The 24,389-nt window shown below is 63.7% G+C and carries 11 protein-coding genes; 8 read left to right on the top strand and 3 right to left on the bottom strand.

The features are described from left to right. Positions 1-59: 59 nt before the first annotated feature. Positions 60-1,049 carry a LysR family transcriptional regulator gene (locus G9Q80_RS23200; protein WP_232786292.1) on the bottom strand — a complete coding sequence of 330 codons (990 nt, stop codon included), beginning with the start codon at positions 1,047-1,049 and terminating at the stop codon, positions 60-62. 27 nt (positions 1,050-1,076) lie between these two features. Here G9Q80_RS23200 and G9Q80_RS23195 point away from each other — a divergent pair, with 27 nt between their 5' ends. The 8 genes from G9Q80_RS23195 (at position 1,077) to G9Q80_RS23160 (ending at position 21,331) form a co-directional block, all read left to right on the top strand. Beyond that, the gene (locus G9Q80_RS23195) at positions 1,077-2,252 is read left to right on the top strand and encodes a cytochrome P450 (protein WP_043141454.1); all 1,176 of its coding nucleotides are present in this window, start codon (positions 1,077-1,079) and stop codon (positions 2,250-2,252) included. A 13-nt stretch (positions 2,253-2,265) separates the two neighbouring features. Further along, the gene (locus tag G9Q80_RS23190; protein WP_088715596.1) at positions 2,266-2,589 is read left to right on the top strand and encodes a 2Fe-2S iron-sulfur cluster-binding protein; all 324 of its coding nucleotides are present in this window, start codon (positions 2,266-2,268) and stop codon (positions 2,587-2,589) included. Between the two features lie 39 nt (positions 2,590-2,628). After that, the gene (locus G9Q80_RS23185; protein ID WP_043141460.1) at positions 2,629-3,681 is read left to right on the top strand and encodes a TRAP transporter substrate-binding protein; all 1,053 of its coding nucleotides are present in this window, start codon (positions 2,629-2,631) and stop codon (positions 3,679-3,681) included. A gap of 526 nt (positions 3,682-4,207) precedes the next feature. Continuing rightward, positions 4,208-4,939 (top strand): L,D-transpeptidase family protein, encoded by a 732-nt coding sequence (locus G9Q80_RS28510; RefSeq protein WP_157903845.1) that lies wholly within the window; start codon positions 4,208-4,210, stop codon positions 4,937-4,939. A gap of 218 nt (positions 4,940-5,157) precedes the next feature. Then, positions 5,158-6,516: a MotA/TolQ/ExbB proton channel family protein gene (locus tag G9Q80_RS23175; protein ID WP_168246586.1), complete on the top strand. Its 1,359-nt coding sequence runs from the start codon at positions 5,158-5,160 to the stop codon at positions 6,514-6,516. A gap of 14 nt (positions 6,517-6,530) precedes the next feature. After that, positions 6,531-7,142, top strand: a complete 612-nt coding sequence (locus tag G9Q80_RS23170) for a hypothetical protein (protein WP_133066174.1) — start codon at positions 6,531-6,533, stop codon at positions 7,140-7,142. Between the two features lie 37 nt (positions 7,143-7,179). Next, positions 7,180-7,836 (top strand): hypothetical protein, encoded by a 657-nt coding sequence (locus G9Q80_RS23165; RefSeq protein WP_133066420.1) that lies wholly within the window; start codon positions 7,180-7,182, stop codon positions 7,834-7,836. 154 nt (positions 7,837-7,990) lie between these two features. Next, positions 7,991-21,331, top strand: coding sequence for a hypothetical protein (locus tag G9Q80_RS23160; protein WP_133066421.1), 13,341 nt, complete (start codon positions 7,991-7,993; stop codon positions 21,329-21,331). A 118-nt stretch (positions 21,332-21,449) separates the two neighbouring features. On the opposite strand, the gene G9Q80_RS23155 is transcribed toward G9Q80_RS23160, so the two are convergent. Further along, positions 21,450-22,202, bottom strand: coding sequence for a hypothetical protein (locus tag G9Q80_RS23155; protein ID WP_088715600.1), 753 nt, complete (start codon positions 22,200-22,202; stop codon positions 21,450-21,452). Beyond that, entirely contained in the window at positions 22,195-24,381 is a 2,187-nt protein-coding gene (locus G9Q80_RS23150) for an AAA family ATPase (protein ID WP_088715601.1), read from the bottom strand. The genes G9Q80_RS23155 and G9Q80_RS23150 overlap by 8 nt, the downstream gene beginning before the upstream one ends. Between the last annotated feature and the right edge of the window lie 8 nt (positions 24,382-24,389).

Here is a 24,389-nt window from a genome sequence, read left to right as displayed (position 1 = left end):
GGCGAAACATCCATTCCGAATCGACCAACGGATCGGTTGGGCGGCCATGTGCCCTGACCTCAAAGCGATGCCTGGACGACCTTGTGGATCAGCTCCCTGAGCCAGATATGCGGTGCCGAACGGTGGTGCGGCGCGGTCCAGACGAGATCGATGGAAATACGGGTGGCCAGCGGGAACTCGGAGACCTGCACCGAGTGGCCGAGAACCTTTGAAAGACGCTGCGGCACTGTTGCCACCAGATCTGAACCTGAAACCAGCTGCTCCAGTCCTGCCGGGCTGGGCACGCGCAGGCCGATCTTCAACGCATGTCCCAGCTCTTTCAGGTCGACCAGATAGCGAGACGTCCAGCGACCACCGTAGGTGACCACGACGTGCAGCAGCGACAGATAGGTTTCCATGTCGAGGCTGGTGCCCGCCGCGGGATGATCCCGGTTCATCAAGCAGACGTAGCGCTCGTGGTACAGACGGCGGCGGTAGAAATCCGGGTCGTCTCTTTCGAAAGGGCCGATCAGGAGGTCCGCCTCGCGGTTCAACAGCCGTTCGTGGCCGATGTCCGACGCGTCAATGATGTCCAAGGTGATGCCCGGCGCCTGTGCGCGGATGGTATGAACGATCTGTGGCACCCAAAGGACACGTTCGTAATAATTGCATGCCAGGGTAAAGCGCTGCTGCGATGTCGCCGGGTCGAAATCCACCGGAGCCGCAAGCTGGCGGAACTCGCCAACCAGCCGCGCCGCCTCCTGCACGATTTCCTCGCAACGCGGCGTCGGATGGATGGCGCGGCCTTGCCGCACGAACAGCGGATCGTGGAAAACGCCTCGCAGCTTCTCGATGGTGTAGCTGACCGCCGACTGGTTGACGCCAAGCTCCTCGGCGGCGCGGGTGAAGGACCGCAAGGCATACACCCGTAACAGCATTTGCAGGGTGCGAAAATCGACGGACAGGGGGTCTCGTGGCGTCTGCATGGTGTAACCGGATCGAATTTTTTGATCGTAATGATCTATTCCATCTTGTTGATGGATGAAAGCCGCAGGGGCATTAAGCGGCATCGACTGTGCAATCTTGGGAGGAGGGGCATGGCACAAGCACCAATCAACGAAGCGGTCTCGCTGGCCGATCTCGCCCGCGATCCCTATTCGATCTACCGGCGCATGCGCCTGGAGACACCGATCGTCGAGGTCCCCGCAGCGCGGCGGATCATGCTGACCAAGGCCAAACACACCAGGATGGTGAAGGACAACGCCGAGCTTTACAGCTCGGACGATCCCGTGACACCGATGCAGCGTGCCTTTCAGGCCCATACGTTGATGCGCAAGGACGGCCCCGAACACCGGGCCGAGCGCATGGCGATGCAAAAGGCCCTGTCACCCAAGGTGATCAAGTCCGACTGGGCAGAATTGTATCGAAAGATCGCGTCGGACTATCTCGATCGCCTTCCCCGCGGTGAGAGGGTAGACCTGTTCACCGATCTTTGCGGTCCGGTTGCGGCGCGCATCCTCGCGCATATCCTCGGCCTCGACGAGGCCAGCGACGCCGACATGATGCGCTGGTCGCAGACCCTGATCGACGGGGCGGGCAATTTCGGCTTTGCCGAGGACCCCTTTGCCAAGAGCGATGCCGCCAACGCCGAGATGAACGCCTATTTCGATCGGATCGAGGCGCGCCACAGGGCAGAGCCCAACAACTCGGCATTCTCGATCATGCTGAACGCGGCCAACCCGTTGCCGATCGGGCAGATTCATTCCAACATCAAGATCGCCATCGGCGGCGGCATAAACGAGCCGCGCGACGCGCTGGCCACGATTCTCTACGGGTTGCTCAGCAACCCGGAGCAGCTGGAAGAGGTGAAGCGGACAGAGGCCTGGAGCGACGCCTTCGAGGAGGGCGTGCGCTGGGTTGCACCGATCCAGGCCTCGTCGCGCCGCGTCACGGAGGCACATCAGATCGACGGCATCGACATTCCCGAGGGCGTGACCCTGATGACGATCCAGGCTTCGGCCAACCACGACGAAGACCTGTTCGAGAATGGGCACCTGTTCGACGTGTTCCGCAAGAAGGCACCGCATCAGGCCTTTGGCAGCGGCCCGCATCACTGCTCGGGCGCGCAGGTCGCGCGCAAGACGGTGGGCGAGATCATGCTTCCGATGATCTTCGAGCGCTTTCCGAACATGGAACTGGTGCCCGACGAAAAGGTGATCTGGCACGGGTTCGGGTTTCGCGGCCCGTTGAACCTGCCGGTCACGCTGAACTGAGAAAGGCAAGAGAATGGTTGAAATCACCTTTGTGCATCCCGATGGCAACCGCCGGACCGTGGGCGCGGCCCCCGGAACCTCGATCATGCAGGCAGCACGCGACAACGGCATAAACGAGATCATCGCGGAATGCGGCGGTGCGATGGCCTGCGCCACCTGCCATTGCTACGTCGATGACGCCTGGACGGACCGTGTCGGGCACCGCGATGATGCCGAGGATGACATGCTGGACTTTGCCGAGGGCGAAGTGCGCGACACCTCGCGCCTGTCCTGCCAGATCGCCCTGAGCGAGGCACTGGACGGAGTGATCGTGCATCTGCCGGACGTTCAGGGATAACCGGATAACAGCACCAAGAAGACAACAGCGGAGGAAACCATGTCTTTCATTAAGCAATGCTCGGGACGAGCGCTGTGCCTTGGCGCCTTCATGGCCCTTGCCGGGCCGGCGGCGGCGCAGGAAGTGACACTGAACCTGCACCAGATGCTGCCGCAGCAGGCGGCGGTGCCGGCGCAAATCCTGCTGCCCTGGATCGAAAAAATCGAAGCGGCCTCGGATGGTCGTATCGCCATCGAGCATTATCCCTCGATGCAACTGGGGGGCGCTCCGCCTGAGCTCTACGACCAGGCGGTCGACGGGGTGGCCGATATCATCTGGACGGTTGTGGGCTACACGCCGGGGCGTTTTCCAAGCACCGAGGTCTTTGAACTGCCCTTCATGGTTTCGGATGCCCGTGCAGCCTCCTGTGCCTACTGGAAGATGTACGACTCCGCCATGAAGGATGGCGAGTTCTCGGACGTCAAGATGCTGGGAACCTGGGTTCATGGCCCGGGTGCGTTTCACACCAACACGCCGGTCAAGACCCCGGCGGACCTGGAAGGCATGAAGATCCGTGGCGGCTCGCGGCTGGTCAACCAGCTGCTCGAACTGGCCGGGGCAGAGCCGGTCGGGATGCCGGTGCCGGCGGTGTCCGAAGCCCTGTCCAAGGGCGTGATCGACGGGACAACGATTCCCTGGGAGGTCACCTCGGCCCTGAAAGTGCCCGAGCTCGTGAAAAACCACACCGAGTTCGAAGGTCCGGCGCTTTATACACTGACTTTCGTTCTGGCGATGAACCCGGATGTCTATGCCTCCATGCCTGAGGACCTGCAAAAGGTGATCGACGAGAATTCCGGGCTGGAATTTTCGGTTTTTGCGGGAGGCACACAGGCGGATGCGGACGCGCCGGCCCGTGCCGTTGCCGTGGACATGGGCAACAACATCGTCACGATTTCCGAGGCGGATGCCGCCGAATGGCGCGAGCTCGTTCAGCCGGTCTATGATGGTTGGGTCGCGGATCTGGCGGAAAAGGGCCTGGATGGACAGGCCCTGATCGACGAGGCGCAGGCGCTCATGGCGGGCGACTGCCTGAACGCGACCGGATCGCTCTGAACCAGCCTCTACCCTTAATGGGTTTCCGTGGAGGCCGTTTTCTGGCCTGTGCCGATGAACCAGCCCACGCAGTGAGCGTGGGCTGGTTTTCTTCGGACCGACACGGCGCCCGAATGAAATGCCCGCGTCGCCGATGTCTTGAGGCGTGTGACCGGGCGCGTGGTCGTTCTGCGGCTTTTATGCAAAATCATAGCCAACAGCCGGGCCTTTGGCCGCCCGGTTGTTCAGGAGGCGGCGTGCGCGGCAAGGGAGCATGACGTGGCGCCGAAAGGGTGGGTGCACTGGGCTCTCGCCCCCTGTGGCGAATATCTCAAAGCGGCGCTATTCGCTGCGCCGGCGCGTGGCGATGGCAAGGCGGGGGTTGCGAATTTCAAAGGCCGCCACCTTGCGTTCGTTCCGAAATATGCGCGCCGCGCAACCGCTTGTCTGGTCACTTTCGGGGATATTCAGGCGCTGGCAGTGTCCCGCCTCATGAGTTTCGTAAAAACACTCTGTTGGAACTGATGGTCGTGCTATGGTTGTCAGAGTGTTTGATGCGAATCGAAGTTATTTTCTTATTGATCGATATATGATGGACTCGGGGGATTCCATGATAACAAGGCGTTGGGTTTTATTCGGTGGGGTGATTGGTGCTTTGCTCCCGCGCAGGGGGATGGCCAATTCCACCGATCTGGTGATCGAAGTGAATTTGCCTGCGGATCGCTGGCAAGCGGGTATCCTGAGGTTGAAGCGTGCAAATGGTGAGACGCTCACCGAGGATCTGACCGTTTACGGAAAAGCTGACAATGGTCGCGCGGCCCAAGAGGGAAACCCTGCGCGCAGCCCGGTATTGCCCTTTGGGGACACGCCGGAAGGTGGCTATTCCGTGCCCCGCATGGTGTCGACCGGGTCCGGAACTGCCTATACCGACCGCAGCTACGGACCCAATGGTGCGCTGGTGCTGAAACCCGAGTCCGGGGATGCGAAGGTTGCAGAAGGCAACGGGCGTACGGGGTTGCTGATACATGGGGGCGATCTGTCCTCGTCAGGCAAGCTGCGGGCAACACATGGATGTCTCAGGCTGTCCAATGCCGATATGGACAGGTTGCTGGCCGCGATCCGCGAGGCAGGCAACAATCCGGTATTGCAGAGATGCGAGGTCGTCGAGGTGTCCGTTCTTGTCGGACCCACTGGCGTGGACGAACCCGGCCCCGATGAATCCGATCCTCCGCCGGGGATCGACGCCCTTCTTGAACCATTGGGGTTGCGTCTGAATTGACCGCCGGACCCGGACCCGGGGGACTGGCCGGCAGGCTGGCGGCTGCGCAATCCCTTATAGATTGACGACCCGACTTGCGTTTCCAGTTCGGCCAGATCGTGTTGCGGCCATAGATCGGAAGGATTTTCACAGTCTGCGGATAGCGCAGGGAGAGGCATGTGTTTGAAAGAACCTATGAAGAGTCGCGCAGGCGCGCCAAATCCACGTTTGACAAGCGCTTGCAGAAATATCTTCGCGCGAATTCATTGTTCTTTGCGATTCCGGCAATCGCGGTGTCGTGGATATTTGCGCTATTCCTGCTGTTTTTTCTGACCGCCTATCGACCCGAAGCGGCAACCGGTCTTCAAATCGAGTGGTTGACCAAGCAGGTCGATGTCCAGCCGGCCAGTGAGCAGGGCGAAACGAAAACGCAATACGTCGTGATGCGCAATCGCAATGCGGCATTGTCTTTCCGGGAATATGCCGGCCGGACCGTTGGTGCCATTCCGCCCGCCTGCGCGATCACGGACGGCGAACTGCCGATCCCAAAACCGGATGCGAAGCCCGGCCAACCCATGTTGATCGCGGCGTTCGGCTGGGATCCGGACACACCGGACCCGGGGGCCTCGAGCGGCGAGAAACCGACTTACGTTCCGTGCAAGTGGCGGGACCACCCGATGAGTTTCATGGCGGCAATCTCTCCGGATGTCGGGCCGGTGCAGAAATTCACCCTGCTGCTGCTGATCATCGCGATGGGAATCCTGCGCCGCAATCGCCTTTTCCGCAGGATCGAAAGCGAGTCCTGGCCGGAGGTTGATGAATACAACGTCGATCTGAACTTTCGGCTGAGCGAGGACGAGAACGGCTTTGAACAGCGTGACCCGCGCGTTGCCCAACACCCGATCAGCTTCATCGTGCAAGGCGACAACCGCAACAGCAGCGAGCCGATCTACCCGACCAACCTGTTGCGGCTGGACCCGTTCACCGTCGAGAACTCCAAGACCGCGCGGTTCAACGCGACAGTGTCCTCGGTGCGGGACAAGTTGCTGGGCGCAACCCGGAATCGCAAGTTGGTCGGGCCGTTGGACCTCATCCTTGACGTGCTCAAGGCCGGAGCGCACACGGGCCGTGTCGGCGACGCGGAAAAGCGCATGCGGGTCGCGGTCTATGAATATGGCAACGATCTGTCCGACAGGTTGGAGACCGGGCATTACCTGATGTGGTTGATGCCGACCGTCGGTTTCCTTGGCACCATCTACGGGATCAGCGCCAGCCTTGTCCGTGCCAAGGGTCTGTTCTCCGGATCAGCGGACGGCGAGGCGAGCGAGTTCGAGGAAAAGATCCAGTTTGTCGTTGACGGGTTGGGCGTGGCCTTCGACACGACCTCGATGGCGCTCTTGTGTTCCGCACTCCTCTACTGGGCGCTGGTCCGGTCGGAATCCGGGGTGCGAGAGGTCGTCGACAAGGCGCGCCGCAGCCTCTCCAACCTGCTGATCGACCGCATGGTCGATCGGGACATGCGAGACGTGCCCTATGCCCTGGTGAACACGCCGGGTCCGGCGCCCGAACAGCAGTTCTTCGACCAGAACGGCGAGTGATCCACGAGGCCGCCATGTCCGATTTCCGCCATCTCGAACGCCCCCGGAGCAGGCCGGAAATCTTCGGCCTCTCCACGTTGGATACGGTGACCTGTGCCCTGGGCGGGGCGATCATCTTGATGATCTTCATGGCTGCCCTCACGGACCGCAAGGCCAAGGTGACGCTGACTCCGCACCGCAAGATCCTTGAGAGCGGCGACCGGGAGCCGGCGACACCGACCGCACGGGCGACGGCGACCTCTACCGCCGATCCCAAGGACATGGAAAACTTGGTGGTCGTGTACCTCGATGGGGCGGCCAGCCGGTTAGGACAGGCGCCAAGCATCGAAGCACCAACAAAGGCATGTGTGTCCTTGGATTTCCAGGTGCGCACATTGCGCAGCGCGCCAGAGCATTTCGGCACGGACGGGGATGATTTGCCGGTCGCCTTCTCGGTCTGGGCGGCGGGCGATGCAGCGCCTTGCATGGGCTTTACGCTGCATGTGCCTGCCGTCCATGCGGCGCCCTGCGAGGCGACACTCGTGTCCAGCGGGCATTACCAGACCCGTCAATTCTCGTCTTGTCGGGCATCGATGGTGTTCGAGTCAAACGGCGACAAGGTCTACCGTTTCGAGAGGGAGTACTGAGATGCCCAGGCGGCGCGCCGGATTTGCCTGGATGTCCATGATGGACCTTCTGTTCGGCTTGTTCGGGGCGCTGGTGATCCTGACCGTGCTGATCACGCTGAAGCTCGGGGCCGACAGCGGTGTCGAGAAGAAACCCTTTCAGATGTTCACCTTCGAAGTGTTCAGCGACAAGGCTGACGTGCAGTCTGCCCTTGCGCGCATGTCCCTGGGGCTGCGTGTTGCCGTGCCGGACAAGGCGGGCTGTGCGATGGGGGCCAGTTTCGACACGGAACGCTGCGAGGCGCAACTGTCGGCAACCAGGGACCAGGCCCCGGTCAAGTACCGTACATCGGTGCAAACCGGAGGCGGCGGGGCCGGCCTGCTGTCCGCCGCCCTGTTCATCGGCAACAATGGCCCGCTGGAGCTGACGCCTTTCCTGGCGAACACACCTGTGTTCGAAGAGATGGTGGCGGACCGTGGCAGCAGCCTGGTCACCATTCGGATGGGCCTGAAGTTCGGCGACCTGTTCTGGTCGCCCGCGCCCTTCTGCATGACGGTCGACGACGTGATCAGCCTGGCAAGCACGGACGAACAGGGGCTTGCGCCACTGGATATCTGCACATTGCAACGGTGCAAGGATGGTCAGCAATACAGCCCCTGTGGAACCAAGGAACGTGAGATCACCACCAAGGGAGGAAAAATTGTCTTTAAGTGACACTTGGCGCCGGATGGCGCGTGCCGTCCTTTGTGGTGCCTTCCTGTTCGCGGCCCCGGTCCCCCCCGTTTCTGCACAAAGCACGGGAGGCGTGGATATCGCGGCCATTCGCGCCTCGACGCAGGCCCTGGCGGCGGGGCTTGGACGACCTGACATGATCCGGAGGACAGAGGAGGTCTCGCTGGACCTTATGTTCCTGTTCCAGGAGATGCAGAACCTGCAGTCCAGCCTGCCGCTCGTCGCGGATCTTTGTGGGCAGGGGCCCCTGACCCTGGAGGCGCTGGGGCGTACGGACTGCCTGTCGGAACTGATCGATGCCGAACGCCGTGCATGGCGGGTGTCGGCCGAGATCGCGGCGCAGATGCACCAGGTGGCGGGCATGTCATTGGCCGCGCGCCTGCCGTTGCCGACCATTCCCGAGGAAGAGCGCACCGAGGAGAGCCTGCGCGAGGTCGAGCTGTGGTGGCGGAACGCGGCGCCGACGGCTTTCGAGGCGGTTTCGCGGATCGGTCGCGAGTGGATGAAACACCGGGGCGGGGAAGCCCCGGACCGGGCCTTGCGGCGGATGGCGCGCGCCTTGCAGCAGATCGAGCGTGAACCGGCAATTGCCCAGTTGCGTAACACGTTGGGACAGGTGCCCGACTATCGGGAGATGAGTGACGCCCTGCAGGTGGTCGTTAATCCGGATCAGGCACTGGAAGCCCGCGCAGAGGCCGCGATGCGATTTGCCGCCGCCTATGCGGACGCACAGGCCCTCGAACTGGGAACCCTGTTCTCGACGCCGGTAGCGGAGGCGGCCTGCCTCGAACGCCTGCCGGCCGGGATGATCGCCGCCACCCGGGTGGATGGCGCGCTTTGCGTGGCGGCCTTTGAACGGCTGGCCGAGGCGGCGCAGGCGGAGGCGGGAGAGGTCCTGAACGGCGCTTTCGGCGCGCTGGCCCGAGAGGTGACGGCCAGCGCCCGGCAAGACACGGCCTTTACGGCGGCGCTGACAGAGGCGTTCGAGGCCCGGATCCTGACCCTGCGGCTGATGCTGGCCAAGGTCGAGGCGATTCCCGCCGAAGTGGAGTCCTGTGCAGAGGCCGCGCGCCTGATGGCAGCGGCCGATGTCACGGAGAATGCGCGGCGCGGCGGGCTTGACCGTCAGCGCCTGCGGTCGATGTCGGAACGCCTCTCCGCCGTGGCGCGGGTATGTGGTGCGCAAGCGGTCACCGACCAACTGGACACCCTGTGTGACCAGGCCCGCGATGCCATCTCCGGCCCGGCCCTGCGGTTGGAAAGGGCTCTTGCCGACGCGCCGCGTGCCTTGCCCGGATGCCCGCGCGCCGACACCTCGGGCACTGGTCCGGAATGTGCTCGGGACAGGATGCAGGCGGCCTGGGAGAGGTTCGTAAAGGCCGTCGATGTTCCGCAGATCGCCGAGATCTGCAAGTTGGACCCGGATCGGACCCTGGCTGACTGGCAGGCGGCCTCGGACAAGCTGGGCGAGGAGGGCAAGGCGGCCCTTGATGCGCTGGTCGAGGGCGCATTGGCGACGATCCGCGAAGATGCGATCGACGACGTGCGCACTGCCTTGGACCGTATCCGTATTCCTGCCGAGATCGCGGAAGGCGTCGACCAGGCCCTGGCCGGACTGTGCCGGATTAGCGATCCGGGGCTTGACCGTGACGGCTCTGTTGCGAGGCAACTGGGGGATGCGGTGCTGGCCGAGGTCGGTTTGCTGATCGACGGCAAACGGGCCGAGGAGCTGGAGCCGTTGTGCAGCCTTGTGGCACGGGGTGAGCCCGTCCTTTCAGGGGCTGAATTGTCGGACATCGCGGTCCAGGCGCTGGGCGACGAAGAGGATCAGAGGATCGCGGCGGCGAACCGCGTGCTGGCAGCGCTGAAGACCTTGGGTGACAAGGGGGACGGGTTGATCGGCCGTCTGAGCACGGCGGCCATTGTGCTTGAAGGGGCGGCGCTGCTCGACAATGCGGTGGCTCTTGCCGGAGAGGAGGTCCAATGCGGACCCACGGGTGGGCCCGATCGGTTGCCGGGGTTCGACATGGGCATCCTGTCCAAGGGCGTGACCCGAAGCTTGACGGTCGAGGAGGGCACCTGGGCGATCCGGATCGAAGCGGACCTGGAACTGGCGATTTGCGGTGAGCGCGCCACGAGCGCAGACCAATTGCAGCAGGTCCTTGGCGTCGCGACAGTGACGGCCAGGTTGAGCGAAACCATCGTCATCGGCGAGGAGACCTCGCCTGACGCGGTGCGGCTGCAACTGAGCGATGCAATGCGCAAGGCCGTCGCCGAGGCGCGCATCGAGGCAGATCCCGACAAGGTCGCCGCCCAGTTGAAGCGCATCGTTCAGGCGTCGGGCTTGAGGATGCAGGATTTCGGGGCGCTGAACCTCGCGCCGCTGGAAGATGCCCGTTTCGATCCCGACCACGGGCTGCAGCTGCGGTTTGCCGTGCCCGATCCAGTGAACAGGACCTACTGTCTCAGCGTGCCGATGTCGGAACCCGCCGCCGATTGCCCCTCTTTCGAAGAGGCGGACAAGGTGGCCCGTGACATCGCGCTGGCCCTTGCCGAAGCCGCGATAGAAGATCTGTTGACACAGATCGCGCCGGTGTTTGCCCGGGGCGTGGCAGAGATCGACGCGGCAACGGAATTGCGCGATCTTTTCTCTGAACATGCCGAGGCGTCGGTGGTTCGCCGGACTCACGGCGGAGAGGTGGTCACCGGCCTGCGCATTTCCGTTTCTGCCAGCGCCTTCCGGTCGCTGACCGATGATCTGGGCCTGCCCGAGTTGCGGGGCGCCTATGTGTTCGATCTGGTCCCGTCGGACCGGGGGATCGAACTGGTCCATGTAAAGGCCCCCACCTTCGATTCCGGGGATTTGCTGCGTGCGGCATTGGGTGGCGTTCCCGACGAACTGCTTGTCTTCACCGAGGTGGGCGAACCGGGCAAGCCGCCCCAGGGCATGAACCTGTCCGGTCGCAACAGGGAACCTTGCCTCAACGCCTATGTGCATCGTGTCGATTTCGGCTCGACGGCGCCGATGCGCGGACAGTTGGGGTATTTCTGCCTGAGGCCCGAGCAGCCCGATCCCTGGCTGGTGGTCGATGGCAAGGTCAGCGTGACAAGTGTCGACGGCAGCTGGCAACTGGCCTTGCGGGGCGTCACCCAGGACAGCGCGGACACCGACGTCTTTGAGCTTGAGGTCCTGGTGACGTCGCGCAGCCCGCTGTTCGACGGGTTGCGCCGCGTGGAAGGATTGATCGAGGTTACCCTGCGTGACGGGCATTTCACCCTGCCGTCGGACAGGCCCGAGAATGCGGAACTTTACGCCTATATCGAGCGGTCGTTGAGCGCGCAGATGCCGCGCGGTGTCCGCATCCACGGTGTCAGGTTGTCCACGCGCGGCATAGACATTTCGATCGATCCAAGCGGGGCGGCGCAGGATGCCTGGAGAGACCTGCAGGACATGGCGCTGGCGCAAGACGGCCCCTGGCAAGACTGGGCCAGAGATGTCGGCGCGGCCCTTGAAGAGGGGGCGGATTACTTCTGTAATACGGCGGCGCCGTTGCTTCAGTTGGGGCAGACCATCGAAAAAGGCACTTTGGTCGCCCTGCCAGAGATCTGTGGCGGTGCGGTCAACAGCGAAGGTACGATCCGGCTGCGCGGGCCAGAGCTGATCGAATGGGCTTGCAGTGCGGCCGGTGTCGCCGCCGGGTCGCCGGTTTCGGACTGCTATGTGACCTTGCCCGAAGAATTGAATGTCTGCGGGCGGAACATCAACCTCGACTTCGTCTGGGCCGGAGACGGGAGCAACCGCGAGGTGACCTCTCGTGAACTCAGGGATTGTCTCGAAGACCAGGTCGAGGCCCTTTTGCCCGAGGAGGTGGTATCGGTTGAAGGCGTCGAGCTTGGCTTCGAGGGAACCTGTGCCAGCTCGATGGACCTGGCCGATTGTGCCGTGACCGCCCGGATCGAGGTCTCGCTGGAGGACCTGATCGCGGATTACGAGGTCATGGGGGCCGACCTGCTTGGGCGGATCGGCGGTGACGACGGGGCGTGTCAACTGACCGGGGGGACGCTCTGGGCGACGGGCGTGGTCTCACTGGACGGGATGGTGCGCTTTGGCAGCGGCGATGCGGGGCTGGACGCTCTGGAAAGCCAGTTCCGCGCCTGCGCGCAGGCCCTGGCCGCAGCAGCGGCCGAGGTTGCGGTGAATGAGGTCAGCAAAGAGCTGGGCAGCGCGCTCTCGCTGGACGAGCTTTACGATGCCCTGGCCCAGGGGGGCGGGACGGTGCTGGATGGCACCCGGCATACCCTGGATGCCGCGCTGGGCGGGGATGTCGCCTGCCGGTTGAAGGGCCGCGATGCGGACTGCGGTACCCTGACCGGGCCCGACGTCCGCGACGGCACCGTGACCGGGGCGGAAATGGTCGCCCAGTTCGACTGGCTGGATCAACGCCTGGCGCTGAAGGCGGATTTCGCGTGGAATTCGACCCTGATCGACGCGGGTGACCTGAGCCTTGATTTTTCGGGCGGTGACGACCCGGCGGACCAGGTCAGGACCCGGGCCGTGAAATGGGCCGAACAGCAATGGCGGCATTGGGCGGATCCTGCCGATGCAAGGCTGTCCCTGTCCTGTCCCAGTACGCAGGATGACGATTGCCTCAACGAGTTGGCGCGCAAACTCGCACGCAGCCTGTCCGGCGAGGTCCTGCGCTACGAGGGAGGGGCGACCCTGTCCCAGAATGACACGACATTCGTGCTGTCGCTGCCCTTTATCGCGCAACTGGACCTACTGGACTTGCGGGCGAATTTCGTCCTGCGCTGCACCCTGGACGTCAAGGCATTCCCGAAGGTCGGCGCGCCGGAGTGTGACACCAAGGGCGCCAATCCCGAAGATCTGGTCATGCAGGCCCTTGCCAATGCTCTGGGACAGTCCGGCGTTCTGAATGCCGGGGACCGGATCGACCTGGCAATTCTTGAACTGACAATCGAGAAGCGGCCAGCCTATGACCCGGTCACGCGCAAGATCGCCGTCACCGCCGAGGCCGGTTTTGCCAATCTCGGTCTGAGTGAAACGGTTCCCGCAAGGATCACGCTGGACCGTAACCTGAAGGTCGACGTGGATGTCGACGCAGAGGTCCTGGCGAGCAAGGTCACCGAGCAACTGGCCTCGGCCATCAACGATCTTGTCGGTGATTATGGTATCGAGATCATCAAACTGTATCCGCGTCCGCTCAGCGGAGGGTTGCCCACCGAATTGGTGATAGAAAGCCAGGCAAACATTGCCGGTTTCTTCGCGATCAGCGCGCCGACGGTCGTTCTGTCGGACAACGGCCTGAACGTCGAAGGTCCCAACCGCTTCGCAATTGCCTTTCCCGACGGCATTTCGATCCCAATACCTCCGATTGCGATCTGTCCGAACGGGGGCGCCATCGAGGACACCAAGCTGTCGATCTTTGCCGCTATCACCGTGGGTGAATGCAGTGCCAGCTACCTGCTGAATTACCGCGGCAGCGTGACGGTGGATATCGAACGGCCACTGAGGGTCGAGACCGAAGGCTCTTTGACCCTGCTCAGCATCATCCCGCTGGGCAGCAACGAGGGCTTGATGGACCTCGGTATCCCCCTGATCGAGCAGCGCGCCGAGATCGGCGGCGCTGTGTCCGACATCTTTGCCATGCGATCGGAATTCAAGATGGACGGCCGGACCCTGACGGTCGAGGCCGATGGCGACGTCAAGGTGTTCCGTGCGCCGGTGGGTGCGGGGACCTTCCTGCTGGACCTGGACGAGGGCATTCTCGACAGCACGCTGATGTTCGATGTCGGTTTCGCCAAGGGCGACGGCGCCGTGCGCACCCAGTCCGGTTTTTCACGGCCCGAGGCGATGGCAAAGACCAGCATGTCCGTGGCTGGGTTCGATGCATTTGCCGCGGATCTGATGGCGCGCACCAACCTTCTGCGGACGCGGCTCAGCGTGCTGGGACTGCGGCTGACCGTTGTCTTTCCGGGCCTCGACGCGTTGAACCCAGACAAGATCGCCGATCTCATCAAGGATCTGCTGACGCCGAATTTCGAAAACCTGGACAAGGCCCTGGCCGCACTGCTGAGCGGCAATGTGACCATCAATCCCTTTGGCGATTTCGGGTCCGGTGGCGATGGCATGGGCGGCGATGGTGACGGCGACATGGGCGAAAGCGCCGAGGGCACCGGTGCGAGCGACCCGGGCGATGGTCTGGGCGACTCTGCCGATGCGCCTGCCCCCGATCAGGGGGAGCCGGCAGAGGTTCCCCCGGGTGGAACCCCCGGCATCCTGGGCGTCAAGACTGCCGAACTGTGGTTCCTGCCGTTGCAGGGTGACGCTGCCGGATTGGTCCAGATCGGTACCGGCCCGCGCGGCACGCCGGACGAGGAGAAGGTCGCTGTGGCGCGAATTGCCGATGGCCATTTCGCCCCCGACGGCAAACCGCTGGGGCGTACCTTGTCGCTCTTGCCAGCGGGTTACAGCCAGTTGCAGGGCGGGACCATCGCCGAAGGTGGCGGCTGTGCCGCCGGTCGGGGCGATATCGTCTACCTGTACAGCGGCGATAAAGTCGCCCGTCGCGGGTTCTATGAACCCTGCCGTATCACCGGGCCGGATGGGCGCCCGCTGTCGGGCTTGTCGAATCTGGATGCCGAATTGCGCCGGGACATCATCAGTTTTCATGGGGCGCTGATCAGCGAGATGGGCGTGCGCCCCGAAGAGCCTGACGGCGATTACGGCCGGCTGATGCTGCGGGCCCGTATCGTGGATGCACAGGCCGATCACGGCCTGCGTGGCCTGATCGGGTTTCAGCGGGTGGACGAATTGCTGATCGCCATGCGCGGCGCGCTGGACCCCGAGGCCGCGTGTGGTACCTCCGCCGCCCCGGTTCCCGGGGGAGAAATGAAGTCCAAGATCTTCTGGCTGACCGGGATGCGCAAAGGGGACATCGACAATCCTGAAACGGTCCTGCAATCGGTGCGGGCGCTGTGGAATTGCGACGAGGGCACGCTTGCGCGGTTCGACCCCGAGAGCAAGCGCCTCGCCACGGCGGAGATCCTGTCCAAGAGCGGCGAAAAGGGATTCGAGCGGGTGTCCAAGATGGACCCGCCCATTGACCCGCCGGTGACGCCGCCACCCTGGTGCTGCGGGGGCGAAGACCCCGAGCCGACCCCGGTTCCGCCAACGCCGACACCCATTCCTCCGATCATACCTTGCGAGACCGGCTGCACCTCTGGCGTGCGCTTTGGGCCTGAGTCCGAGTTCGGTTGCGGTGTCTGGATCGACGACCGCCTCTCGGGCCGGTTTGCACCGGGCAATCTTGGGGGAGAGGGCTGTGCGCCAGGAGAGAGCGCGCGCGCCCTGAGCGCCGTGCCGGGCGGGTACTATCCCCTTGTCCTGGCGGGCGCAGAGAACAAGGCGCGATTGGCGCTGGCGCATGTGATAAATGGGTTCCATGTCACCGCATCGGAAATGGCTTTTGTCACCGGCATGGATTTTGTCCCCGCCCAGTCCGACATGATGAACGGGTTTCTGCGGGTTTACGGGCGGGCGGACCCCTCCGGTCTTGAGAGCGCGCGGCTGTTGTCGATTTCCGCGCAGATCGAGGCGCTGGAGGGGCCGCACCCCTCGGGCGGGCGGCTTTGGTCCCTGCGGTCCGAACACGCTGCCTGGACGATCCGCCAGGCGGGGAACCGGATGGACGACGCCCGGGCGACGGCGGCGGTCGGCGTTCTGACGAAGGACGTGCGGGCGGTCGAGGTGCTGGATGACGCCCGGATGCTCGTGGAACGGCCTACGGGCTTGTGGCCGTACCGCTGGACGGGCGAGCGTTGGGAAGCGCTTGCAGAGGTATTGCGTCGACCGGGCACCGCGATGCTGGAACGGGACGTGGCGCTGGAACTCTATGACCGGATCCCGCAGGCGCCCGAGACCTATCACAAGGTGCGGATCGTCGACTACGACCCGGCCATCAGTGCCTGGGCCTATGCCATCGGTGATGCCAATGGTGTGCCCGGGCGAATGGTCATTCGGAGAGCGGTCGGAAAAGAAATGGTGATCGGAGAGAAGCGGCATGCTGGCTTGACCGCTGATGCCCCCGAAGCTGCCGTCCAGGAAACAGGTGAAGAGTCGCTTTGGGTTGACCTTGATGTTCCCCGCGGAAGTCATCGTGTCCAGGTTTCTTTGTCCGAATTCGCAGAGAGAGCCGATCCCTACATATGTGTCTACACGCCCGATGGAAATCTGATTGCCAGTAACGATGACGCCGACGGCCGCTATTCACGTGTTGTCTGGGAAACTTCCGGACGAGACCCCAGTTACGTACTAGAGGTCAGGAACTTCCGGGGCGGTGCTGCGCCCGGCGTACGGGTGCGTTTCGTGACAGATCAGGCTGTCGGCGTCAGGACGTCCGCGTTCCGGAAATGCCAGACGCCGGAACTATTGTCGGTTCCCGAATACTTCGGCCCTGACCCGCAGGTGACGGAAATCACGGGTCTTGCATTGGCGCTGCAACGGGAGGGGGCCTTGCTGGCGCTGGCCGGGGATATGCTCGAAAACCCGGACAAGAGCGGGCTTGAGCTGTTCGAACGGGTCACTGTCGATCGCGGCGGCACAGCTGTTGCCCGCAGCCTGTTTCTTGCGGAAACGACCGGTGACGCACTGCTGTTTCACAGGTTCATGCCTGGCAAGGATGGGGTCGATGAGATCGGCGCCATCGCGCGGTTTGCAGCGACACCGCCGCCGCGCCATGCCTGGCCGGCGCTTGCGAAAGAGCTGGATACGTCCGACGCCCCCGCGCCGACGATCACCGGCAGCGCGGTCACGATCCCCGGAGTCGAGGTCGACGAGGCCTGGCAAACGCCGCTGCCGCGTCATGAGGGCAACGGGCGCATCGTGTATTTCCTGAGCGACGACAAGAGCCGTTCGGTCGAGCTTGACGGCGCATTCGCCAATGATCGGAACATCGCGGCGGCCGTGCGCTACCTTTTGGAAACCGGGGCACGTCGCCTGACGCTGCTACGCAACGAGCCGCCGGTTGCCGAAGTGCGCCAGCAGCTGTGCGGCCCCGGCGGGGCCTGTGCCGCCGAACTGGTGCGGCTTGCTGTGGGCGGGCAAACCGCCGTCACCTTGCCCCTGGTCCTGCAAGAGCCGCGCGGGGCGGGTATGGAGAGTGTGGTTTCGATCTTTGCCCGGTTGGCAGAGGAAAGCCCGGACAGGCTGAACGATAGGTTGCCAACCGGCGACCCTTGGGCGCAGCCCGGCGCCCGCGTTCTGCGCCTGACCCGGGACGGGCCAGCGCATGTCATCGCCGACGATGGACGCTGGGCCTGCCTCGATCTCGACGGGGCGCTTGCGACCGCGCCGCAGGTGCGCGGCGCGCTTGCCAACTGGCCGTCGGCCCAGCTTTTGCCGGCGCAGACGGCCGCGCCCTGCGATGATCCGCAGGCGGTGACCTGGCGCATCGCCGCCGCCCGCAAGGCGTCCGGGGTGGGGCTGCTCTATCGCCTGGGTGCCGATCAGCCGCTGGATCTTCTGGCACTGAGCGAGACGGCCCCGCGCGTAACAACGCCCGCCCCGGTTCGCGATGCGATGAAAGGCGCGCTGGTCGAGGCCTTGCGCGACCGGATCGGACAGCGGGACGACCTGTCTGTCGTCACCCCCGGCACGGCTCCGACATATATCGATCCGGTTGGGCTTGTCGTCCTTCAGGTGACACGGCCGGGCGGAAAACTGGCCTGGGTGGCGGGCTTTCACCTGCCAAACCCCGATCCGACGGTGCCAGAGCCGCTGAACTGCGTGCTGGGTGAGGTTTCCGCCGAGGTCAGTCGCCCCCTGACCGAGGAGGAAAAACGGATGATGGTCGACCTGGTGGTCGGTGTCATCGATCAACCGGATCAGACCGCCTGCCCGACGGTGGAACGGCGCAGCATCAACCTTGTCGACGGGTCTGGGGCACCGCAGATCTGGATCGAGTACCCGGATCGAAAATCGCCCGGCCCCGAGATCAAGAGCATGTTGCAACGCAGCCGCCACGCGCAGGTGGCCTCTCCGGTATCGCCGCCGCCGGTCCGCATTTCCTACCGGCAGTTCGACCTGTTCGGAGGCAATGCAAACCCGCGAAATGCGACCCTGCAACTGGACACGCGCCTGTTCGAACAGCTGGAAGACCTGAGCGCGCGTGCGGTGAGGGACGGGGTACAACGTGCCTTGCTGGAGTTGGGCAAGGCGGCGGGCGACAATCGCGTTCCGGACGCGACGCTTTATTGCCGGCCCGATTGCCGCCAGCTTGTCGGTGTGACGTCGCACGGTGACGGCATGGCGGTCTTGGCGCCGCAGGACGGGCAAGGAGTGCGGATCGTGGTGCTGGAGGACGCGCCACGCCAGTATCCCGACCATGTAGATGGCTTGTCGGCAGGGCTTGCAAGGGTCCATTTCGCGGATTGCGCAGACGCCCTGTGTCTTGCCCGGTTCAGCCTTGGGGTTGCGGGCGGTGCCATCGCGGCGGGAGAGTTGCCCCAAGGCAAGGTCTATGCGCGGTCTGCCAGCGGTACGGACCTGCGCTCTCTCGGTGTCCTGCCGTTGACGCAGGCCACCGGTCACCTTTCCGAGGTCGAAGGGGCGATGCGCTCGGTGCTTCTGGGGCGGATCGCGGCCCGCGGGGCGGCGTTTTCCGTGACGCCGCTGGTGGGGGGCGAATGGGCAGAGCCGGTCGCGCCGGTGCTGCTGGCCTTCCCTGTCGGTGGCGCGTCCCTGACCCGTCATCAGGCGGTCTTTGCCAATGGCGAAAACGGTCCTGCCTTTCACGTGTCCGAGACATCGTTGCCGTCTCCTTTCATTCGAACCGCACGGCAGATCCTCATGGCCGATGGCGTCGATTGGGGGGCATCGGATCACCAGTTCTGGATGATCGGGGCGCCCTCTGGGGCGCCCGTTCTCTTTTCGCTGGAAGGGGAGCCTGAACGCGATGTTTTGTCGGTGCTGAACCGTCTTGATGCCGATCTCGCCCCCGCAATGACATTCGAAACGCCCTGTCACATCCCTGTGGAGCTGGGGGCGATGACCCTGACGGGGTTGGATCGTTTCGGGCCGCCGGTGTCTGCCGTATCCTGTCATCCGGTCAGCCCGGCGCTGGTATTTTTGGCCAACGACATGCCAGAGGCCGTCGTCGTGTCATTCCGGGGGGCGGTGCATGTGGCCATGTCGGGCCCGGCCGAAGACATTGCCGCGGGTGCCGCCGTCCGTGCCGCACGACTGGCGCAGATGTCGGGCCCGGCGCTTGACGCCGGGATCGGGACCTTCGAGGTCGTGGCGACAGGGGATGGCACACTGATAGCCGCCAGCCGCCCGCCGGTCGGGGCCGAGCGGCTGATCTGGCGGCAAGCGCCGGATCTGACGGTCGAGCGTCTTGGCGGCTTTGTCGGGGCCGACCTTGAAGACGCCGACCACCAGCTTCTGCTGGTCGACCTTCCCGGGGTGGCAGATTTCAAGCCGCGTGGCGCGTTTCTGACGGTTGGGGCACGACAGGGCGTTTTCTTTGACGGCAGGCATCTGAACGTGCCGGGGCAACAGGAGGTCATTCGCCGGTTTGCCTATCTCGGAACAGATCCCGTGAGTCCGGAAGATGATCTGCACCGGATCGCGAAATACCTTGAGTACACCGCCGACGAGTTTGTTCCCGACCAAAGCCATATTGCCCGTTCGTCGGGGCCGCTTGTCATTCTTGACCAGGCGGCGGACCTGCTGGTGCGGGGGTGGGTTCAGCCCGCGCAAGGAGACTCACGATTGCTGGTGACGCCGGAGGCTTGGCCGGAGCAAGTCCCTGCGGGTGAGGTCGACTGGGTTGCCGGGTTTCTGTTGGGCGTGCTGGAACGTGGCAAAGACCTGCGGGCCTTTATCGGTCCCGAAGCTGGGGTCTTTGCCGCCTGTAGTCGTGCGTCACCGACCAGTCTGAGCCTGGATTTGGGGCAACCCGGGCCTTTGGACGTGACCCGCCAAGGAGAGCAGGTCTTGGTCAGCCTGGCCGGTCGCAGCTGTGACACCGCAAGGCGCCACCTGGGGTATGTAGTGCGCACCGTGCGCGCGAAACCGGACTACCATGCGCTGCACCTGCGCCCCGGGCGAAGCCCGACAGTGCCAAACCTTGTTATTGCCCAAAAGGCAAAGTCGGATCCGGTGCAGGAACTCTGGGGGGGCGTCACCGATCAGGAGTTCCTCTGTCGTGCCAGGCTTGACCCGGAGGCCGAGGTCATCGGCGGCTTGGCTGACTGGTTGTTGTCGGGCAAGGCGCCCTGTGACTGGGCGATTCACGATGCGGCGGGTAAGACCGCTCTTGTGTCAGGTCAGGGAGAGCTGGCGGTGATCGCCGGCAATCGTTCCCGGTCTGTCGAGGCGACTGCGCTGGCAGATGAACATCGGCTTTCCACCCTGACATGGTTCAGCGAGGCCGGGCTAAGAGCTTGCGCTGCGAAGCTTTCCCTGTCAGGCCCGCTGGCGACGGGGGCGCGCATCATCGACGATCCCTGCGGTTCACTGGCGATTGCCACGACAGCGGACCCGAGCTTTCGGCCCTTGGTGACGCGGGCACGGCCCGGCGTAGACCCGCTTAATGCCGCTTTGCTTGAGCGCCTCGCCACCGTCCTGGCCACTTCGGCAGAACCCGGCGAAGCGGCACCGTTTTGGCTGGACTTTCCTTACCAGACGCGTCGGACCGTGGTCGCCATTTTCGACGATCCCAAAGCCTCGGAGGTTCTCTTGCTTGGGTCGCGGGGCTGTGCCTGGGTGACCTTGGCCGGGACAACAGGGGTGGATGAGCTGGCCAGATTGCTGGAGCCCGGATTGCCGGGAAGCACGCCCCGACATATCCAGGTGCAAACGCAGTCTCTTCTTGGTCCCTGGGGCGCGGTGACCCTGGTAGCTCAACGCCCGGATACGGCCTGTGCCAGGTCCGGGCGTGTGGACATGACCCCGCCGGGTTTGGTGATCTACAGCGACAAGTCGCCGCCGTGGACGTTTCGCGGCAACCGCCCGCATGTTGACCATGCATGGTACCCGCTTGACCTGACGGAGACACCCCGGCAAGTCATCGCCGGCATGGCCACGAACACCAAAGTGGCGGAATATGTCGGCCATCAACTGCGTCCGGGGATCGGGCGCCGCGCATTATGGTTCAGTCCCGCGTCTGACCCGGCTCAGGACAAGGTCCGATACGTCTTGACCTGGGATAGCGACAAAGTGCTGTGCTTTGCCTTGCTGCACAGTCAGGACGAAGGCGCCGCGATTACGCGCGCCGGGTTCGAAAAGGCGGTCCGCCAATTGACGTCACAAGGCTATGGTCCTGAAGAGCTGATCAAGGCGTTGAACACTCTCGAAGGCGGGACGCCGAACGAACGCTGGTACGAGCCGCTTGCCGCCGATCCCAGGGGGCTGTTGGTCCGCGAGGCGGCCCCTGGGTGCCCACTGCAGGGGTGATCACGGCGTCCGGGCTAAGCGCAGTCGCTTGCCAGGTATCCGATTGAAACCTGTTGCGCCCGCTGGATCGGCAAGGGGGGCGAAACACGGCCAATCCAGGACAATTCCGCCGCGTGGTTCAGCGCAGGCGCGCAGAGGCCAGCCCGTCCAGGACGTCCGTAGCGTTTGACCCGTTGATGGGCTGGCAGACGGCCCGAAAAATCATCGGGTAGATATCGAGCGATTTGACGCGCCGCCCGTAGTACCTGACCTTGCAGCCGTTTTCCTCGGATACGAAGGCTCCGGCCAGTTCGCCGGGGTCATGTGGCTGGAAGTACTTGAGGTACGACCGGACATCCAGAAAGAGGCTGTCTCGCATCCGAAACTCGACCGAGTCGAATTGCGCCTCGCAGGGGTACTTGCGGCAGGCATAGACGGTCAATTCACCCGGGCGGCCCTCGACAGGGTCAGGCTGGCTGAAGATCAGCACCTCTTCGCGCGAAAACAGCGTGATTGCGGCCGCGTCATAGGCCAAGCGCGCGCCTATGGGAATAGCATGCACGACCAGGTGAAACCCCAGGAAGATCGTGAACAGCGACAAGGCGACAAAGGCCGCGGCGCCGCGCGGCTTGCTGTATTGCTCGCCTCGGAATGCGAACTTTCGGAACATCCAGCGGCACAGGCGCCAATACCAGCGGAACGGACGGTTGAAGACGTGCCAGGTCGGTCGAATGTAGCGTTGCCAGACGATCCGTGCCGTGCCGATGAAACGATCCAGGAATAAGCCGATGGGGCCAAGACCCCGCGTCCCACGGTCTTGCTGCGCGGCTTTTTCCGCTTTGCGTTCGCGGATCAGTTGCTCTGCACGGGTTACCGGATCGTCGTCAGCCATATGTCAGCTCCACGCGGCCGCCGTCTTCCGCAGAATAACCGATGACGAGCGTGCCTTCGGTGTCGGGACTCGACAGGATCTTGCGGGCCACTTGCGGATAAACCTGGGACGCAAAAAAACCGGGGATGCCACGCGCGCCGTGGACAGGGTTGTACTGATCGGCGCACAGGGCCGAGACCTGCTCGGGCGCCATCTTGATCGAGACTGCATGGCCAGAGGACTGGATGCGCGTATTGACCTTGGAGATCTCGCGCGCGGCGATCTTTTCGATCAATGCCAACGGCAAGGCCTTGAATCCGATGATGTTCTGGCGCCCGTTGAAACGGTTGAGGAATTCCGGGCGAAAGGTCTTTTCCAGCTCCAGCATGGTTTCGGACATGGCGCTTTCGTAGGTCAGGGTCTGATCCAGGAAGTACGGTTGGCCGATGTTTGTCGTCATCAGGATCAGCGTGTTCGCAAAGCTGACGGTCAACCCGCGGTTGTCCGTCAGGCGGCCATCGTCCAACACCTGCAGGAAGACATTGAAGACGTCGGGATGCGCCTTCTCGATCTCGTCGAAGAGGATGATCGCATGCGGATTCCGGCGCACCGAGTTGGTCAGGATGCCCCCGGCCTCGTATCCCTCGTAGCCCGGAGGGGCCCCGATCAGCTTGGCGAGGGCGTGCTTTTCCATGTATTCGGACATGTCGAAGCGCAGCATGGCCTTTTCGCTGTCCTTCAGAGCCATCGCCATCGCCTTGGCGATTTCGGTCTTGCCGACGCCCGAGGGGCCGCAGAACATGAACGAGCCTTGTGGCTTGTCCGGCTCCTTGAGCCCGGCATTGGCCATCAGAACGGCACCGACAAGCGTGTCGACCGCGTGATCCTGGCCAAAGACCCGGGCTTTCAGGGTGGCGTCGAGGGTCAGCAGTTTTTCACGTTCGTCCTGATTGAGCTTGTCCGCGGGGATGCCCGAAATCGCTGAAAACTCCAGCGTCACGGCCTGTGCCGATAGCTCGAGGCCGGCGTTCATCTCGGCTTCCAGCGCCTCGAAGGCGGATTTATTGCCTTCGATCGCCTGGGAGGCTTCGCGGATTTCTCCTTGAATGCGTGCCTCTTCGCGTGACCCGAAGCCTGCTCCGGTCAGCCGGGCGGAAAAGGCGGGCGGCTCTGCAGCAACGGGTTCAGGAGATTTTTCGGCTCGTGCGCGTTCCTCCGAAAGATGTTCCTCGAGAGCCAGCAAGAATTCCTCGCCGGACTTCTGGGAACGCCGCAGCGCAGACAGCTTGTCGATCTTGGCGGTCCAGTCGGCCCTGGCCTCTGCCTGCGTGGCGACAAGAGTGGCGCGCTGCGCCTGGAGTTGGGGCGTTGCCCCCTTGGCCAGCGCGGTGTCAAGCTCCGAGAGAGTGGCCTGCAGCCTGGCCAGATGCGGCGGCGTGTCATGGGCCGACTGGCGATAAGCGGTCAGGGCGCGGTCGATCAGGTTGAGTGTCCGTTCGGGTTGGGCGCGCGACAGAGACAGGTCGGAAACGTGGTACTTGGCCGTCAGGTCAAGCGCGGCCGTTATGGCATCTTCGGACACCGGCACGCGGTGGTGTGCGGTCAACCGTTCGGATCCGACGCAAATGATCTCGCGCAGTGCGTCGCCGGCGGGTTCCCGTACCTCCATCAGGGTAAAGACTTCGCGCATGTTCGAATGGCACTTGAGGACGATTTCAAGGTCTTCGTCCCGCGCCTCAAGAATGCTCTGATAGCGTCCCTGCATCACATCGCGCATGATGGCGTTGATCAGATGGGTGCAGCCGTTGTTGCGGGCGGCGTCGATGAAATCGCGGAAATCGTCGATGACCAGGACCGATTGCGCCGTACGCAGCAGGGTGCGCCGCAGCTTGTCGAAGCCTTCAGTGATGCGTGCGTGCGACCCCGAGGAAAACAGGCCGTCCGTATCGAGCCAGAAAAACCGCTTGGACAGGATGTCGAACGGCAAGGAGGCATCGGCCTTGGCGGCCTCGAGCCCCAGGCAGATCGACGAGGCGCCCACGCCGCCAGGCCCGACCATAAGCACGTTGGATGCATGTTTTCGCATGAGCATCCCGCAGATCTGGCGCAGTTCGGAACCGCGCCCGACCAGGCGGAAATTCCTGCGGCGGCCAAGCAGATCGGCGCCGCGGATCAGGAAATCTTTGACGGTGTCAGGCATGCTCGGCT

Source organism: Mameliella sp. LZ-28, from assembly GCF_012274245.1.
Classification (GTDB): Bacteria; Pseudomonadota; Alphaproteobacteria; order Rhodobacterales; family Rhodobacteraceae; genus Antarctobacter; species Antarctobacter albus.
This window is presented reverse-complemented; position numbering and strand designations above follow the sequence as displayed.